Origin of the sequence: cyanobacterium endosymbiont of Epithemia turgida isolate EtSB Lake Yunoko (assembly GCF_000829235.1) — a bacterium.
In the GTDB taxonomy this organism is placed as follows: Bacteria; Cyanobacteriota; Cyanobacteriia; order Cyanobacteriales; family Microcystaceae; genus Rippkaea.
On sequence record NZ_AP012549.1, the window covers coordinates 2,210,107 to 2,228,852 of the forward strand.

An 18,746-nucleotide genomic window follows, 5' to 3' on the forward strand; every position below is an offset into this window, starting at 1 on the left:
AAAAATAGATTTATGTCTATTTGTGTTACCTTAAATTTAATTCAAAGCAGCTCACCACATTCGTTTATGATCTAATGTAGTAGATTAAATTTTAAATACTATTTCACATAATTGAATGCTAATTATTGAAGCAATTTAATTAAATTTTTGAAAGCTAAATGTATATAATGACGAGATTAATGACATATTTCTATCAAAGTAAGTTTTATTAAACTTATTACTATTATTTACAAGTTAGTGATGAATAGAATATTAGCATTCTCATATCAGGCATAAACTTTATAAAATAAAAAAAAATAACTATATCAATAAATATTTTTTAAAAAAAAATTAACCATGATATTTAAAATTTCAATATTTTGATTAATTACAAGCAATTGTAGTAATTTTAATTTATATTATTTTTACATAAAAATGGTATTTTTTTATGTAAAAATAATATAAATTTAAAAAAATCACAGTAGTATTTTTATGTTTAATAGGAATTATATAGATTATCAAAGATTTTATTAAGATCAATATCTAGTTTTATGTCTATACCACCAAACCTTAATAAGGGTGATTTATGATATAAAGCTACTGCTTTCTTTTCTCTCTATTTCTGTATAGTTAATATTTAAAAATATATTTTTGAACTAAAATTTAAATAAATTAGCTAAAACAATTAACACTTTATAGATTTTTGTTGAAGCTGTATTTCACTAAAAAATATATCAAAAATAATTTAAATTAAATTTATTAAAAATAGTATAAATACTCCTATAATTAAGTTTATTTTTTTAAAAAAATTACTTCAAATAATGCTCATTTATTTGACTAAAGTGAACCGGATAACGACTATACTCAAAAGAAAATCTAAAACAATGACTGTAGCTAATTTAGGCAAAGTATCTATAATACCCCGTTGGGTATAGGTAATATTCTCATTAATAGCTACTACCATAATTAAGTCTAAATCACACATAATTAAGCTAAATTAACTGGTAATTATTTTATTAATTACTGACAATTATTTTTGGATAAAAACTATTGACATTATTGATCAATAAGGCAATAAGGTAAGCATTATTTTTTCCTAGAAATCGCATTATATTGATACTATTGAACAATATAAATACAAATTATTACTAATGCTAATTAATTTAATTTATTTATGTTTATTTTAATTTAAAATTAATTTTTTAATAAAAAATATTTAAAAAATATACTATTCACTAGTATTTTATCGCTGAATGTTTTTAAAAATTTTAATAACAAGTTATTTAAGATTTATTAAACTTAATAAGTTATGATTAGCCTCTTTATAAGAATTGCTATTTTTAATATTTAGTATATTTATTGAAAATTTAAGTTACCTATACAGTCTATTGTCCGCAATCAGCCTATTTTTTGTAGTACACATATAATTTTAGCACTATTTTAAGTATTTTTATGTTGTATATTATTACTTTTACTTTTACGTAAAATTTAATTTATATCAAAAAATTTGTATATTTATATAACAAAATAAAAAAAATATTGCATTAAAATTGGTAGCTCTTTTTGAAGATTTTTCTCAATAAGAGTAGTTATTAGTTTAACTATTATAATTATTTACTACTTTACTCCTACACGGTTAAAGAGATTTACTTATATATTTTTATAAAACGGTAAGTTTTTATTGACTTATAATTATTGTTGTATTTAGGTAAAATTGTCATAAAAACATAATTTATTACTCTGAGTTAAAACAATTTTTATAATTGCATTATTAATTATAAAACTTTATTATTTAGCATATATAATAGTATATTTAATTATATTTGCAAGTATTAATTGTTATTTAATATTTAGATTTTATTTAGGTTTAGTAGTCTTACTAAGATGATATGGTTAAGTACTTAATATAGAACATAAAATGACTATAAATAAATTTTATTAGATTATTTAGCTACTCTTGTTTTAGTAAATTTTACTCTCTTCTTTTTGTTGTATAGGGTTATATAAAAACAAATTTAATTAGGAGTATAACTCATGGATAAACCGACTACTGTTATTTATTCAATTACAGAAGTTCTTAAGTGTATTGACAATAAGTTAGATGGAAATTAAAAGTAAGTTAATCACAAGTTTAAATTTGATCTAAAAAATGTTATGGATTTAAAGTTGGAAGTAATAACCTAGACTAAGAAATTTAAGAGAATAGATAAGTGACTATAAAAAGTACAAAAAACTTAATAAATTAAGTTTGGGCGTTAATTATTTTTTTGTTCTGTGCCATTCTTACTGCTACTAGATTATTTTTCAAGGACAATTGTTAACCAACAAAGCGTGATCTGATATTTCAGATTATCTTTAATATAAGATTCAAAGGTGACATTATCAATGATAATAAATAAAATATAGAGAAAAAAACTTATTTTAAATAAATTAACTTGTTGACTTGGAGTTTTAAAAAAACAATAGTAACTCTTTCTGATTCTTTCTATGATGATGTCTCAATCTAACTCTCTTGAACAGTCCTTAAAACATTTTTTTGGTTATGATAGGTTTCGTCCTGGACAAGCAAATATTATCGAAGAAGCCCTAGAAAATCATGACTTATTAGTAATTATGCCGACAGGAGGAGGGAAGTCCCTTTGTTTTCAACTGCCTGCATTACTTAAACCTGGTCTAAGTGTGGTAGTCTCCCCCTTAATTGCTCTAATGCAAGATCAAGTAGACACTCTGTTAGATAATGGCATTGGGGCAACTTTTCTCAATAGTAGTCTCAGTTCTCAAGAAATACGGTCTCGTGAACAAGCACTTGTTCAGGGGAAAATAAAACTGCTGTATGTCGCACCAGAAAGATTATTAAATGAGAAATTTGCCCCTTTTTTAGGTTTTATTTCTCAAAAAATTGGGATTTCTGCTTTCGCAATTGATGAAGCTCATTGTGTGTCTGAATGGGGGCATGATTTCCGTCCTGAATACCGACAACTAAAACAACTTCGTAAATGCTATCCTCAAGTTCCTATGTTTGCTTTAACTGCAACAGCTACCAAGCGGGTACAAGAAGATATCATCAAGCAGTTAGGATTAAGACAGCCAAGAATTCATATTACTAGTTTTAATCGTCCGAACCTTTACTACGATGTAAAACCTAAAAAACCTAACAACTATAACACATTATTGTCCTATATTCGTGAACAAAAAGGGACAGGAATTGTATATTGTCTCAGTCGTCGTTCAGTAGATGAAATTGCCTTTTATTTACAAAATGATGGAATTGATGCTTTACCCTATCATGCAGGAATGGATGATCAGACAAGACGCTTAAATCAACACCGTTTTATTCGAGATAATGTACAAGTGATAGTAGCAACTATTGCCTTTGGAATGGGCATTAATAAACCTGATGTTCGCTTCGTTATTCATTATGATTTACCTCGTAATTTAGAGGGTTATTATCAAGAGTCAGGACGGGCAGGAAGGGATGGAGAACCAGCCAAGTGTATCTTGTTTTTTAGTTTATCTGACGTCAAAAGAATTGAATATATAATTAATCAAAAAACTTCTTATCAAGAACGAAAAGTATCCCGTCAGCAGTTACGTCAAGTAGTAGACTATGCTGAAGGTGTTGACTGTCGTCGCACCATTGTTTTACGATATTTTGGGGAAAGATTTTTAGGAAACTGTGGTAACTGTGACAATTGTCTTAACCCAAAACCTATAGAAGACTGGACAATTGAAGCACAAAAATTTCTTTCTTGTGTTATACGTTGTAATGAAAAATTTGGCATGACTCATATTATCGATGTCTTACGGGGATCGAAAAAGCGTAAAATAGAACAATATGGTCATCATCTTTTGTCAACTTATAGTATTGGAAAAGACAAAAGTTTAGCTGAATGGAAAATGCTCGGACGATCTTTAATTCACCAAAATTTATTAGATGAAACTAGCGATGGATTTTCTGTATTAAAACTTAACGAACGGAGTTGGGAAATTTTAAAAAAACAGAGAAAGGTAAATATTCCAGTTAGTCAAAAATCATCCTTAAAAATTTTAATAGATAATAAATATGGGGCTACTGAAACTGAGTTTCTCTTTGATCGATTAAGAGATTTAAGGAAGCAGTTAGCAGACAATAGTAATATAGCTCCATATGTCATTTTTTCTGATTTAAGTTTAAAATTGATGGCACAATTAAAACCCCAAAATTTAAAAGAATTCTCTAGAATTTCCGGAGTAACTGACTTCAAAACAAATCAATATGGAGAAAAATTTTTATCAGAAATTATGTTATTTGTTCGAGAACAAGCTTCTCTAAATCCTTTAGCAAGTTCAAGTAATATGATAACTTTACAGCTATACCAACAAGGATTAGAGCCGGTGGAAATTGCTAAGATACGAGGGTTGAAAGAAAGTACAATTTATTCTCACCTCTCGGAATTAATTGAAGAAAGACAACCAGTAGATATCAATAAATTGGTTTTTCCAGTCAAACAAGATATTATTATTCAAGCCATTAAGAAAATTGGGGATGGCACCCTAACTCCTATTAAAGAATATTTAGGAGATCATTACAGCTACAGTGAGATTAAATTAGTTAGAGCTTGGTATCGAAGTAAACAATAATTTTGACACTCTTAGATAATTCTAAAAACAAACTATTTTTGCTGGACCTATGTTATTCAATTGCTAGGGGGTTTCCTGATAGTATATTTTTTCCAAAAGGATAGCAAAGAAACTTATTGATATTTAGGTTCCGATTTTTTGGGAAAATCTCATTCTTTTGATCGTAAGAATTGATAAGCAATCCTATCTTCAGAATACTGGTCAGATCTTCTCATATCTCTATCTATAGAAGCTTCAAATTATCGTTTTTAGAATGGAGTTAAATCACAAAGCCAAGACACAGGGAAAAAATTTTTCTCCTGTTTGGGTGTCTGACTATTACAATGCTCTAGGTTAGACAACTTCCAATACTTTTAAAACTTACTTCACAAATCACCTCTCAGAGAGATTAAAAGATGTTATCTAACAACAGATTAATCTATAAACTTTTCGTGTCATTTATCAGATAACTAAAAAATTTTAAAGTTTTTATTGTTGAGAAATATTTGGAAACTAATTTATCAAATAAACCTTTTAACTTTTAATAGTAAATTACTTTTTTATTATCAGAATCAGTAACTTACAATATACCCTCACCATCTTGAATCTTAATAGAAAAATTGGCTACTAATATATTTTTAGATTGAAAGTAATTTAGTTTATTATGTGACGTTTTTTCAAATTTTTTTTTCTTAGTTTTTTCTGATGATAGCTTAGAATCTGATTTCTTTTCTTGAGAATGAATATGATCATAAACCTTGATTAAGATCATTTTCTCGTCAACCGGTTCAAATTCAGTGGGTCTAGTGGATGATTTTTTTATTTTTGTTAATTTTTTAGCTGGATTAGCAGTTGGTTGATCAACCCCCTGTAGAGCTTTATATCCAACTTTATAAGCAATATAAGCACTGGCTGTACTAACTCCAGACATAGCCAACAAAAGTGGTATAGTCCATTTAATGGTAGAACCAATTGAGATTTTCATAATCAATAATTAAGTCAATATATCAAAAAACGAAAGAAAAACCTTGAACAACGCTGACCCTGAACCCCTATGCGAGCTATAATAAAGGTATGCTCTAACAATAAGCAAGTCAACCAAGCAATCGACTTCTTATAAATTAGGAGACACCCAGGGTTGGCCGAGCGGTTGAGGCAGCAAACTCATAATTTGCCCAAGGCAGGTTCAACTCCTGCACCCTGGACTTAAACCCTTTTGGGTTTCTGAGAAATAATCGGGGTTTGTTACATATATGATGTTACTTTTAGCATAAAAATAGTTGGTTTATAGATATAGATCAGGAGAAGCTATACTGTACCAAAGTATTAACAATATTGGGTATATTTAAGGCAAGGGTCTACAAATCTGTAATTTTCTACCTTAAAGCATCCCAGTATACAGTTCCAAAAGTTTTGTAATTGTTAATTTTAAATTATATTTTTTTACGCCTGATAAAATTTAGTTGATGGAAGAAGTATTCCGTAATTGTTCAATACTCTAAATTTGTTGTGAGGTTGTTTAATAATCCTAAAATTAAACGTAAGATCGGTCCAGAGAATTTTACCTCATCAAAAGTATGGTTCAATAAAAGATTGACTCATAGATTTAGTTGTCAAGGATTTTGGCTAGGACATGGCTTAATTGTAGCAAAAGTTTAAGCTATAGACTTAAGTGTTTAACTTTTAAGTCGCAACATTCGGATCTAAAGACATCATTGTTAATAATTTTTCCTTAGGCTTTTGTTATGCAATCTAATTCTATCAATACCTTTTGTGTCAAAATAGCTGATTTATCTATATTGCGTCAATATCTTTTAAACTTATTCATTGATCATGCCTACGCTGAAGGTGATTTTTTATTATCGTCCCAACAAAAAAGTACCTACTATATCAATGGAAAACAAGTAACCCTAAGAGCTGAGGGGGCTGTGATGATTGGTCGATTATTATTATCCATGCTACCTGAAGATACCCAGGGAGTGGCAGGGCTAACTTTGGGAGCCGATCCCATTGTTACTAGTGTCAGTACGGTTTCTGCCTATGAAAACCGTCCTATTTCTGCTTTAATCGTCCGTAAAGAAGCTAAAGGACATGGGACACAAGCTTATATTGAGGGTCCAACCCTCGAAGATGGAGCTAAGGTTGTGGTCTTAGAAGATGTAGTAACTACAGGTAAATCTGTTATGCTAGCGGTGGAACGGTTGCGGGCTGTAGGTTATAAAGTTGATAGAGTCATTGCTCTCATTGATCGTGAACAAGGGGGGGCTGTTCGTTGTGAGTCCCAAGGACTGGATTTTAAAGCTGTCTTTTCAATTACAGAACTTCAGAAAATTTATAGAAAAAAATTCTAATAGTGAATGGTCATATAATTGACAGTGCAATATCAAGGTTAAGATGGAAACAAAGAAATACAAACGAAAGGAGTATAAATTGTCCATGCGGATATTGCACACCATGCTGCGGGTTAATAACCTGAACAAGTCACTCAAGTTTTATTGCGATATTTTAGGGATGAAATTGCTGCGCCAGAAAGATTATCCAAACGGCAAGTTTACTCTAGCCTTTGTAGGATATGGAAATGAGTCTGAAAAGACGGTCATTGAATTAACCTATAATTGGGGTGTGGATTCCTACGAGCTCGGAAATGCCTACGGACATATTGCCCTAGGAGTTAATGATATCTATCAAACCTGCGAAAAAATCCGAGAACTTGGAGGAAATATTACCCGCGAACCAGGACCAATGAAACATGGTTCAACAGTCATTGCTTTTGTTGAAGATCCCACTGGTTATAAAATTGAGTTAATTCAATTAAGTTCCCACAGTTCAACTCAAAAAGAAACCTCTTTAGGAGATACTAACCCTTAATAACAATTGATAAATCGTTTTAGGTTTTTGCGTAAGGTGGGCAATACCACCCCTCAGGTCAGGTGAGGGAGTTTCTTGTATTGCTTGTTGTCCGGATACTTTTTTTGATATTTTCGTTATAACTCTTAGTGTTTGTTCTCCGGACTCACTCCCCACCTTATAAGTGGGTTTTTACAACTGGATCTAATATTATTAATATAGTTTCCACGATAAAAAACAAAACTTTTAGTTTTTGTCAACCATTAGACACTTGATTATTCATTACGTTGATACTCTTTAAGAAAGTCTATTAAAGTTGCCTGACATTGGGTCAGTAACAAATCTATTAGAAAAACTTCTAGATTTTCTCCTCCTAAAGGTACCTTGATATTACGAAGAATAGATAAGACTTTGTCTTCGCTTAATTCGTAGTTTTCTATGAGAGGATAGACCCTTTCCGCCACCTTGGTATAGAAATGAGCTTCTGCAAGATAAAGATGTTATTTTGTAATATCGATATAGATATTTTCATCAATTTTGGCAGCGAGAGTTTCAATTACTTGGGTAGTAATGAAATTAGCGATAAGATTCTTTAGAATGCTCAGCGACCACCTTAATATTAAGTGAGATGACCTAACAACTAATAATATTATCGCTTAAACCTCGATCAATTAAATAATCCGCCGAGTCTACCCAACTTGTTTAAAATTGTAAAAAAAACAAACATCGGAGTTAGATAGCCAGGAAAATCCCGACACGAACCGCATAATTTATTCAATCATCAAGATAACAGAACTCAGGAGCAGTTCGATCAGGGTTACGAGACTGATGAGAAAGTATAAAAAAATTCAGTAATTAGTCTATGGCAACTATATCTACATTAAATTTCACCAATAGTCTTCTCTAAAATTTGTCGTAAGGATAGTGTATCAAGTTTTATTCAGAATTTAAGCTTTTGATATTTTTTAGTATAAATTACTTGATTTTTATATCTCTCAGTTAAACCCCGATAAGACCAGTTTGAGAGTTAATTTAAAATCCACAACTTTTTTCTAATTTTGAAACTTCATAAAATTATAATTATTTTTTCGATAGCTCCTTTAGAGAATTTTCTATTAATATTCTAAATCATAAGAGTTTCTTCATTCTCATTGTGTTTTATGAACAGGGATTTTATCCCATTGCTAATAATTATTCACTTGTACTAAGCCATTGAGAAAGTCGCCGTTTTTTGCAAAGTAAAGTATTTAGTGATTACAAAAATTATTACTACCACTATTATTCATTTTTAAATTTAGTTAAGCTCATTAAAGCTATTTTATTCTGTCAACTTTTGAGCAATGATTGTCATCTAGTTATGATACTCTCTATTAGCTTAGTTATTTTCTTGATCTTCCTAAATAATTAGAGCTTGAAGACTGTCAAGTCGATCAACTAAATATTATGGTGATTGCTAATTGATAGCCTAATTAAAGATTATATAATTACCATATTTTAAAAATCACAAATATTATTGTAATTTTGATCAACAGATGTCAATAGAATTAAAATAAGAAGAATAAAGAGATAAAATACTACTTGCACTCCTATCTATTTCATTAGATATATAACTTTTTTAGGATAAGCCAACCAGTTAATTATCTATTACTATATAGACCCTTATCTACAATGATGGCATCATATCTTCTGTTCCATTATTGATTAAGATTTTGTCATACCTAGTCCCCAAAATCATAATTTTTTCCTTGGGGTTACTCTTTCCAAAGCCCTATTTTTTTTAGCTTATCTCGTAATTCTTCAGCTTCTTTATAAGAATTTTGTTCTTCGTATAGACTCACTGCTTTTTTGAATACTTCTGTGCTTTTAAGTATTTTTTTTAACTTAAATAAAACTACCCCTAAATTCTGATAGGCAGCTGCATAATTTGGACTTAGAGACAATAACTTATTGTAAATTAGTTCTGCATTATCTAATTGACCCATGGCACTAAGAGTCATAGCAAAATTATAATATCCTGCAATAAAACTTGGATCTATTTGTATAGTAATTTCATAAACTTTAGATGCACTTTTTAGGTTACCCATAGCTTGTAAAACAACGCCTAAATTGTTGTAAGCTCCTAACTTCAAGGGAGGCATTATTTCTTGATCCAGAGCTTTTTTATAGTGTTTAACAGCCTTATTATTATCTTGTTTTCTTGTATAAGCATTACCTAAATGGTAATGTAGCTCAAATAAAATATGAGTATTAGCCGTATTAGATTTTAATGCTCGCTTTAGTAATTTTATTCCTGCTTTTTCTTGGTTTGTCTGCAAATAAAGTGCTCCGAGTTTATTACAAGCATAAGGATCATTGGGATGGTCTTTAATAAAATTTTCTATTGCTTGTCGTGCCCTTTTATCTTTATCTAAGGAAATAATAGTTTTAGGATGATAACCATAATGAAACACTGCTATTGCTGGAAGTTCCATAATTTTCCATTGAGATTCCTTTTTTAATAACTCAGTAACACTGTCATCAATAATGGCATGATAAGGACGAGAAAATTTAACTGCTGGATGCTTCCGAAATAACCGGGATACCAAAGAGTAAGGAGACTGAGACGCACCAATTTCATGACGAACTAAATTAATTACTAAATTATTTTTATCAGCAATTGCCTCTCTAACTTTTGAGGCAATTTTAGGGTTAAATACTTCGTCAGCATCTAGAACTAATACCCAATCCCCAGTAACATGGCTAAGGGCTGCATTGCGAGCAATAGCAAAATCATTACACCATGTAAAAAAAGAAACTTTTGCCCCAAATTTTTGAGCAATTTCTACTGTTTGATCAGTTGATCCAGTATCCATTACTACCATTTCGTCTACAATATCTTGAACACTTTCTAGACATGTATTTAAGTTTTTCTCTTCATCTTTAACAATCATACAAAGACTGAGTTTTGTCATAACTTCTTATTTTTTGAATGTTTTATATTGAGGAAACTGATTAATTTTATTCCTTCCATAAAAGACAACTTGTTTATTACAAATTTAAGCGTAATTTTTCCTTAATTGAGGACTATTTAGAGCAAATTTATCTGGTTCTAGCAAAGTATTTATGTGTTAAATCAAGGTTTTTCCTCTATTGTAACTTTTTCGTTATTGGGTTGTCACACTTATCTTCTATCTTAGTATAAAGAAGTACTAATAATAGTAAAAAATATTACAAGATTTGCTTTAGCCTTGGGTGTTAATATTCTCTGAATATGTACTTTTCTTTCTCCTTACCATAGTTAATATTTGCCAATATTTTCCATATTTCTAGATTATTTTCAGTTTATCCCCCAATAGAGAATACTAGCTTAGTAGAAATTTTACGTCTAAACCTCACTCAATATAGGGGTTTTAGCTCTCACTTAGTTACAAATCAAATTAAAAGGTTTATAGTCTAGGCTAGAATTATGGCAGTGACTCTCGAAATACAACATTAACGTTCCATGACCAATTTTATTTCAGATAATCGCGTGGTAGCGTTGTCGATGGGGTACAGAAAAGGAGAAAGTGATAAAAATTTTGCTGATTACAATGAATAAGTATGAAACTTAATTAACTACAAAATTTGCGCTAGTTTTCATCTTAGTTGATCTCCATATAGCTAAATTATTAGCTATATTTAATTTGTACAAACGGTAACATTGACCTTATCACTCCATTTCTTCTCATTACTCATTCTTAAAGAACAAAAAATCTGTATTAAAGAATAATTACGAAAAAAGTGGAAAAATTGAATTTATATTTTTAAAGTATTTAACTCTTATACACCCTTTCTTTTTTATAAGTTTTGAGATATAATTAAAGTTTAAGAATTGAATTAAGTTATGATTTAACATTTTACTATTAGTTGTTTTTATTTTTACCAGTTACATTACTATTAAACCGATAAAAAATTACATCAGATAATGTTTCTCTGATCATCAAATTATCTATATTGGCTTTATGTAAAATGATCTTCAAGTATTTTGTAAAAATTTTATTTAAAAAGTATTTTCTTTCCTAAATAGTGACTATTGTGATAAATCACAGTTGCCCCAATAAAGCAAAAGAGTTTACTTCTGAAATTTACGAAAGTCAGACATTATATGACTTGCTCATAAAACGATTAATTAATCGTTTTATTTTAATTTCTGTAGTTTAGTGAAACGATTAAACCCTTATAATTAAATGGACGCAACCTGATGTAAATTTAGTTACTAAAAATTCTATTAATCTATTGATTAATTTAGAGACAAATTAATTTTATTTAAGTGAAAATATTCTATACTAACGAATATCCGTAATTTTCTCACATAATAGTAGATTGGGCATATTTTGATATTGCTAACTTGTCGAATGAACAAGCATTAACGATAAATCCTTACATTAGGTTTAGTAAATTTGGAGGTCAACAACAATGATGACTACCACCATGATGATAATCATCATCACTAATTTAGCAGTTTTCTCATAAAACTGAGCATTGTAAAACAATCCTAGTTATCTAAAACCAGGAAAAATCGATAAACTATATTGTTACGCACAAAGCAGAAAGTATTAAGTAAGGATCAATAGTTATTAACCTCTATTTGTAGTTATCGTTATATCTTAAAACTCGTGCAGATGAGCCATGTGAGATTTTTACTTCATTAGACTCGTCTAGTTTTCAGCTATTCCTGATAAAAAACGCAATACTTTTGTCTATAAGTATCTGTTCCAAATATTTGTTTAAAGTCCACAGATTGAGCCAACAATAATTCTCATGCAGCCTGATTTAACGCCTTCTATTGGAACTTATCAGAAAGTCCTAGGCGACTAAATTCAATTATTCGTTCTGTCGCTTTGTGAAGATGAGTATAAATTGAGGCATTGGTATGATTTAACCAAGATTCATGAAAACTCCTATACCCCTAACTCGACAGAGAAGGACGATAGACTGTTGTGTAGAATTATCCTGTAAATATTTCGCTAAATGGGTCAGATTCAAAGCGTTTTGAGCGGACCAAGTCCTACGGAAAAGATAGTCAATAAACCAAGAGACTTTATACCACCAGTGACCAAATAACTCTGCGTCATAGGATAGGGAGAAACGACAATAAGGGACGTTGCATGATTGCCGCTAAATTCCTGATTTGTTGTTCCTTATTGTATATAAAGTGTTCTGCGTGTTCTGTGACTCTCTCCCCTGCCCAGTAGGTATCATAGAGAGTATTATCTGAAAGTTCTGCCTGATGACTGATAATTTTATGGTATTTAATACCTGTATTTTTCCGTTGGCCGTTAGACATAATATAAAGTTTGATATACTTGTATTCAGCTTTATAACTTAAATACTTATAAAATTCTCGATATTCAAAGTCTCCTGGATAACCTACTTTAAAAGACCAGACTTGCTGAGAGGATTCATGATCTCGAGCAAAGGCTACTACCCCAGTTTCCCTAAAAATAGGGGCATAGTTTCTGTAACAAGAGCGAGGACAAGCAAACAAGATACCATAGCCATCTACCAGAAAATAACGTAAACCAGCATCGGTTAATACTCTTTCTACTCCCTCATAATAGGTACATTCAGATAAACAAATTCCTTGAGGAGAACGGACAAAGTTTTCCTTATAATGCTAATGCTCGCAGGCCACTTTGATTTGTGCCCAGACTGCTTCGGGATACATTTTTATCAAAGAAAAATAGCCATGAGTCGCACCACAAGTGATAATCTCCAGGTTATGGCTATCAAAGAATTGTTTAAAAGTAAGGACTAAATCGCCGTTGTAACATTCCAAAATTTTCCGAATTTGAGCAAATTATCTAGCATAATATCCAGCTAAATAACGAAGATGGCTGTTATGTTCGTTGCGAATAATCTCATTTTCGATTATTTCTTGTAACCGAGCTAGATGTTTATCGTAGCGTTTTTGAAGTAAAGGATCTATGAGTATAGAAACCAAGGGAGGTGTCATGTACATAGTCATTTTAAAGTTAATTCCATCCTATTTTAACCCTTCAAAAACATAAAGGAGGGGAATATACGTTTCTGTAATAGCTTCGTAGAGCTATTCTTCCTCTAAAACATAGTCACTTTCTAGATGACAAACAAAAAGTAAATGAGCATGAAGGACGAGTGTAACATAGCCAAGAGCCATAATAATTCTGACGATTTTATAATTTAAGTTTTTTGGGTTGAACTTTAAGAACAAATCTCATAGATTTTATACTATCTTTAGATTCTAAAATAGAAGTAGCATGGAAAAAATCATTTATACATTTAGTGCGCCTTCTTCGATTATCTTTATCTGATGGGTGTCAGTCGGAGAGATTTGGCTTTTTGACTTAATTGTCTGACTATGCCAATAGACATTAGAATCAATCCAATTCGGTGTCTTCAAGTCCTGTTACCAATCAACTTGTTTTACCTTGTAAGCCTATAGTTTTGACTTCCAGTGCTAGAACCTACCAACCTCGAAACAACATTTGGATCTGACATATCTTCATCGACGTCGATTCAGCTTTTGTTGTTTGTCGATGAGCGTCCAAGCTCCTATGAACACATTCAAAAAATCCAACATTACTTTAAACAGCTGAAGGCGGACTTTTTATATCAACTGCAAGTCATTGAAATTTCTAAACAGCCCCACTTAGTGGAACATTTTCGTCTTGTGGCTACTCCTGCTTTAGTGAAAGTGTCTCCAGAACCCAGACAAATCTTCGTGGGTAGCAATATTGTTAACCAACTTAGGAAATGGTGTCCAAGGTGGCAATTAGCTCTCAAAGAAAATCGTCCTGACGCTAATAACAATGGACAGATCCAGAAAGTTATCTCTCCCAATCCTATTAACTCCCTAAGTCATTCGGTCGAACTGATGCAGTTATCCGATCAAATTTTTTGCCTCAATCAAGAAAAAGAGGAACTCATAAGACAAATAAAATTCAAAAATCAGGTTTTGGCTATGCTTGCCCATGATTTGCGAAGTCCTTTGACAGCTGCGTCTATCACTGTCGAAACTCTAGAAATTGCTCAAAATCATCAAAATCCCCAACGCAGCGCAGAATTGAAAGAGGAACTTTACCAGCAAGCCCGAAAACAATTTCGTATCATGAACTGTTTGATTACAGATATACTACAAGCATCGCAAACAATGGAAACAGAGTTAGCTATTCATTGCCATGATGTCTTATTATTACAGGTGTTATGTGAAGAAATTCTCGAACAGTATACTAACTTATTTAAAGAAAAGTCCTTAGTTTTAGTAAGGGATATTCCTCAAGATATCCCCCGAGTTTATGCTGATGAAAAATTGATTCGCCAAGTGATCGTCAATTTATTAGATAATGCAATTAAATATACTCCATTAGGAGGAAAGGTTACTGTTTCAATTCTCCATCGCACCACTCAAAAAGTTCAGCTCAGTGTCTGTGATACAGGTCCAGGTGTCCCTAAAGAGAAACAAGAGAAAATTTTTGAAGGGTACTTCCGCCTCAAGCGTGATCAAGAAAAAGAGGGTTATGGGTTAGGCTTATCTTTATGTCGTAAAATTATTCGCGCTCACTATGGACAAATTTGGGTCGACAGTGTTCTTAATAAGGGTAGCTGTTTCCAATTTACATTGCCCGTCTGTCGTCAATAAATACCCTAAAAGTTCAGGTATATTGATGAATATTTTGGGCTTTTAACTCCCTAAGCCTGCCAACATATCGCTGTATTTTAAATCTCGAAATGCACAAGGTTATTATTATCATTAATGCTGAGGTAAACACACAAGGAGCTATTTCTCTAGGTTCCCCTGCGACAAGAACTATGGTAACAGCTCTAGAAAGGGCTATTTCAGCTGATTCCGACTCGACCGAGGTTGACGTTATCTCAGCAGCTTCCTTGTGGTCTAATAGCTTGATTTATTCAAAGTCTAACTCTAATCTCATTTACTGTCCTTTAACCATTGAAATTCCCCACAAGTTTTCATTTCCTGTGCAAAAACTCTATCAAACTTGTAGAGATATCCCAGGACTACGACAATGGGTTGAACAAAACTTAGGTTACAAAACCAGTATTCTAGATTCTTGGTTAGGAGATTTGTGGTTACCTATCGTTGTGACAGGTAAACAAATGTTGTGTGGTTCAGTCATTGGTGAAGGAGTAATTCCTAATTATTATAAGCAACCGGTTGAGTTGGACCGTAAAGTAAAGAAATCTCTTCACTCTCTAGCTCAGGAGTTATTAACTTCTCTTGATGCTCCCCCTTCAGTCTATCTAATCCAGTTTCGCTTATTGAGTAATGAGATTATTTTTGACCGACTATGGCCATTTCCGGCAGCTCCAGCTATCGCTTCTTTAAGGTATTCTCAACAACCCAATCTATTTATTTGTCATTGGTATTGTCTTACTCAAAAACCTATGCTACAAGTAACAACTTAAGGAGTTAAATCTGTATAAATTTTAAGAAAAATAACATAGCCGACAAATTCACTATTTGAAAGTTACAAATAATTTCGGAAAATCCTATATGGGTTTCAGGTATAAATCAACTTGTATCCCAAATCCTAGTCCAACTTAATAAATCTCCTCATTCAAAACAAAATTATTGCTGTTTTCGAGAAAAGCCTTTTGACTCTGATGAAGTCCATTGCCATCTGTGGGCTTGATTGTGGCTTAGTTTGCTATACAGTCAAGTATATAAATTACTTAAACAAGTTAACACTGATGAGAGAGTTACTAACTAGATTGGTAATCGATAAGAAGACGCATCAATCTTCATTAAAAAACGAGTTAGTGAATTGGTGAGTTTGTGTATTGACTAGTTTTATTTGTAGTGGTATGGCGTGTTTAAACACTCTAAATCTACAATAGATGTCACAATCACTCAATGTATTAGTTGCAGAAATCATAGATTTTTTGCTAAAATTTTCCAGGGCTAGGATTTTACTAAGTGTTGTTTGGTGATTGGATACTTTTGCTAAAAAATGACGACAGTTACCTATTGGAGCCGTTTGTGAGAATTACCGATCAGATAGTGTGGCGGCGCATTATAACAAATCTTCTATCAGTCACAGGAGTCAATCAAGTGAGTGCTAAATTCGTGATATAAATTATTCCTCCTTTTAAAAAGGAATTCATCTCACGAATTTTAAGAACTATTATTTCATACCTTAATTTTAATTCCAGTGGCTATTATCGCTCTCGATATCCTGTAGATTGCCGCTGTTTCCTGCTCAACAATCGCTCTATTTCATCAAATATTCAATTATATTGCATAAATTAGTTACGATTACAGTGTTTTTAGCAATTACTTATGAGTGTAGATAATTTTTCTCCTAAATGGCGAACAACACTTTAAATCATTATTGAGTTAAACAATGTTTTAATTTGACAATGGTTGGGACTAACTGAGTTGTGGGTCGCCTCTTCTAAGCCTGAAATGACAGCCAGAGAATCTAAAGCAAGCAAAACTTAGTCCACAACTTCAGTTAGCTCCATCAGAATTTCTGGAAATCATTATCTTAGTAGTGGTAATGTTGATAGCTGCTTGAACAGCTGTTGATATCCTGTAAATAGAGATACTTAGAACTGTCTATATTGCTTATTTCACTTAAAGTATTTGTAAGGCTTGTTATTCTGTACCTTGGAGTTATACTTATTCAATTTGGCTTTCAGTTTAATTATTAGTTCGGAAACTCCTCAAATTAATTTTCTTAGGTAATATAGCTTACAGCTCGAATTTCGATTATCATCCTTGTAGTCGCTATTGCACTCTACAACAGATGAGACTGGCTCTTAATACTATATAAAAATCTAGCATTTGTTTGATTTATCAGTAGGATGACATTGTGGTGGTAATTATTATCGCTTCCAAATCAGGAGAATGTGAAGTAGCTGCAGGACAGTTACAAAAATATTTAAATAATTTTAAATAAAATTCAAAATAAAAAATTAGTTTATTGATCATAACCTTTTCTAATTTATAAAGACGTTAATCCTTAGCAATTCTGATACACTAATTCTAGTAGAAGCATTTTTTTCTGTATTATTTAACAAGGAATTCTATCAATGGGATTAGTTATTAGTACCGTTAACATGAAAAGTGGAGTCGGTAAAATAACCCTGACAGTCAATTTAGTCACTTCTTTAGCTAAATATCATGGAAAGCGAGTACTGGTGTTAGATTTGGATTTTTAAATTAGTGCAACCCTCAGTTTAATATCGCCTCATGAGTTTGCAAAAACAAGAAGAAAACGTCGCACCTTGAGCTATTTACTCAATAACATTGTTTAACCAAATCCCTATAGTAAACTAGATGTTCACGATATAATCCAACCCTATATTTGCAATATAGAAGGTTTGGACTTATTGCCAGGAGACTTAGAACTTTATGATGAATATGTTATCTCAGAAATGCTACATGAACAGGCAGCAATCGTTGGTAACCCTGATTTTTTCAAAGTGTGGAACCACTTTGAAAGAGTCTTGATGTAAAAAATTATTGCATCGGTTATTGAACACTATGACTTAATCATAATGGATTGTGCTCCTGCTTACAATCTTTTAACTAGAAGTGGTTTAGCCGCTAGCCATTATTACTTACTTCCTGCACGTCCTGAACCTTTATCAGTGCTAGGAATACAGCTTTTAGAACGACGCATTTCTCAACTAAAAGAAAGTCATGAAAAAACTGATCCTTTAAATTAAAATTTATTGGGCATTGTGTTTATTTCATCAGGAGGAGGTCTACTCAGCCGTTATTATAAGCAGGTCATGAAAAGGGTTAAACAGGATTTTTACTTTTATCAGTTGTTTCATACTTCAATTCCTATGGATGTTAATGTGGCTAAAGCAGTTGATAGTTTTTGTCCCATAGTAACAGCTATGCCAAATTATAGCGGTTCTAAATCTTTTATTAAATTAACTAAAGAGTTTTTGAGTAATCTACCTTAATTCTTGACAAGAGTAGTTTTAGAAGATTAAGCTACATACAGCTAATTTAGGCAGAACTTTTTCTTGTAATGCTAACTTCCATAATGTTGACTTTGCCTCTACTATTTATTTTTAATTAATATCAAAAAATATGAACTTAATTAATGTCTTTTTTGATTAAGCTGGTTTAAGTAGATCTGATAAAAAAAACTAACTTTAAGGGATTCTTATCTTATTGATTAGAATCTACTTGACAAGTAGGTAATTTAAAATCAATCTATAAAAAAAAATCACAATCATTAAATGCAAATTTAATTAAAAATTAATTAAGAAAAATGATCGTTATTTAAGCCGAATTATAACTAAAAAATTTTATGGTTAAATTGAAGAGTATATAAAGTTAT

At 31.4% G+C, this 18,746-nt stretch carries 8 protein-coding genes, 1 tRNA gene and 3 pseudogenes; 7 read left to right on the plus strand and 5 right to left on the minus strand.

The annotated features are described in order from the left end of the window. Positions 1–808: 808 nt before the first annotated feature. Positions 809–964, minus strand: coding sequence for a hypothetical protein (locus tag ETSB_RS10025; RefSeq protein ID WP_171816430.1), 156 nt, complete (start codon positions 962–964; stop codon positions 809–811). 1,505 nt (positions 965–2,469) lie between these two features. Here ETSB_RS10025 and recQ point away from each other — a divergent pair. Further along, a complete protein-coding gene (recQ, locus tag ETSB_RS06875) occupies positions 2,470–4,599 on the plus strand; it encodes a DNA helicase RecQ (RefSeq protein ID WP_044107674.1) in 2,130 nt (709 codons plus the stop codon). 559 nt (positions 4,600–5,158) lie between these two features. Here recQ and ETSB_RS06880 read toward each other — a convergent pair. Continuing rightward, positions 5,159–5,563 carry a hypothetical protein gene (locus tag ETSB_RS06880; RefSeq protein WP_052470642.1) on the minus strand — a complete coding sequence of 135 codons (405 nt, stop codon included), beginning with the start codon at positions 5,561–5,563 and terminating at the stop codon, positions 5,159–5,161. Between the two features lie 147 nt (positions 5,564–5,710). Here ETSB_RS06880 and ETSB_RS06885 point away from each other — a divergent pair. The 3 genes from ETSB_RS06885 (at position 5,711) to gloA (ending at position 7,446) form a co-directional block, all read left to right on the plus strand. Continuing rightward, positions 5,711–5,783: transfer RNA gene (locus tag ETSB_RS06885), tRNA-Ile, on the plus strand. A 540-nt stretch (positions 5,784–6,323) separates the two neighbouring features. Beyond that, a complete protein-coding gene (gene pyrE / locus ETSB_RS06890) occupies positions 6,324–6,929 on the plus strand; it encodes an orotate phosphoribosyltransferase (protein WP_044107088.1) in 606 nt (201 codons plus the stop codon). Between the two features lie 85 nt (positions 6,930–7,014). Beyond that, positions 7,015–7,446, plus strand: coding sequence for a lactoylglutathione lyase (gloA, locus tag ETSB_RS06895; RefSeq protein WP_044107090.1), 432 nt, complete (start codon positions 7,015–7,017; stop codon positions 7,444–7,446). Between the two features lie 254 nt (positions 7,447–7,700). Here gloA and ETSB_RS06900 read toward each other — a convergent pair. The 3 genes and pseudogenes from ETSB_RS06900 to ETSB_RS09380 form a co-directional block, all read right to left on the minus strand. Continuing rightward, a pseudogene (locus ETSB_RS06900) lies at positions 7,701–8,009 on the minus strand (DUF3181 family protein). 1,167 nt (positions 8,010–9,176) lie between these two features. Beyond that, entirely contained in the window at positions 9,177–10,376 is a 1,200-nt protein-coding gene (locus tag ETSB_RS06905; RefSeq protein ID WP_232509878.1) for a glycosyltransferase, read from the minus strand. A 1,829-nt stretch (positions 10,377–12,205) separates the two neighbouring features. Further along, positions 12,206–13,480: pseudogene (locus ETSB_RS09380) on the minus strand (DUF1957 domain-containing protein); the annotation flags it as partial. 399 nt (positions 13,481–13,879) lie between these two features. Between ETSB_RS09380 and ETSB_RS06915 the strand changes: the two are divergent. From ETSB_RS06915 to ETSB_RS06925, 3 genes and pseudogenes are all read left to right on the plus strand, one after another. Then, positions 13,880–15,064: a histidine kinase gene (locus tag ETSB_RS06915; RefSeq protein ID WP_044107092.1), complete on the plus strand. Its 1,185-nt coding sequence runs from the start codon at positions 13,880–13,882 to the stop codon at positions 15,062–15,064. 89 nt (positions 15,065–15,153) lie between these two features. Continuing rightward, a complete protein-coding gene (locus ETSB_RS06920) occupies positions 15,154–15,849 on the plus strand; it encodes a hypothetical protein (protein ID WP_044107093.1) in 696 nt (231 codons plus the stop codon). Between the two features lie 1,629 nt (positions 15,850–17,478). After that, positions 17,479–18,363 (plus strand): annotated as a pseudogene (locus ETSB_RS06925) (ParA family protein). The last annotated feature ends 383 nt before the right edge of the window (positions 18,364–18,746 follow it).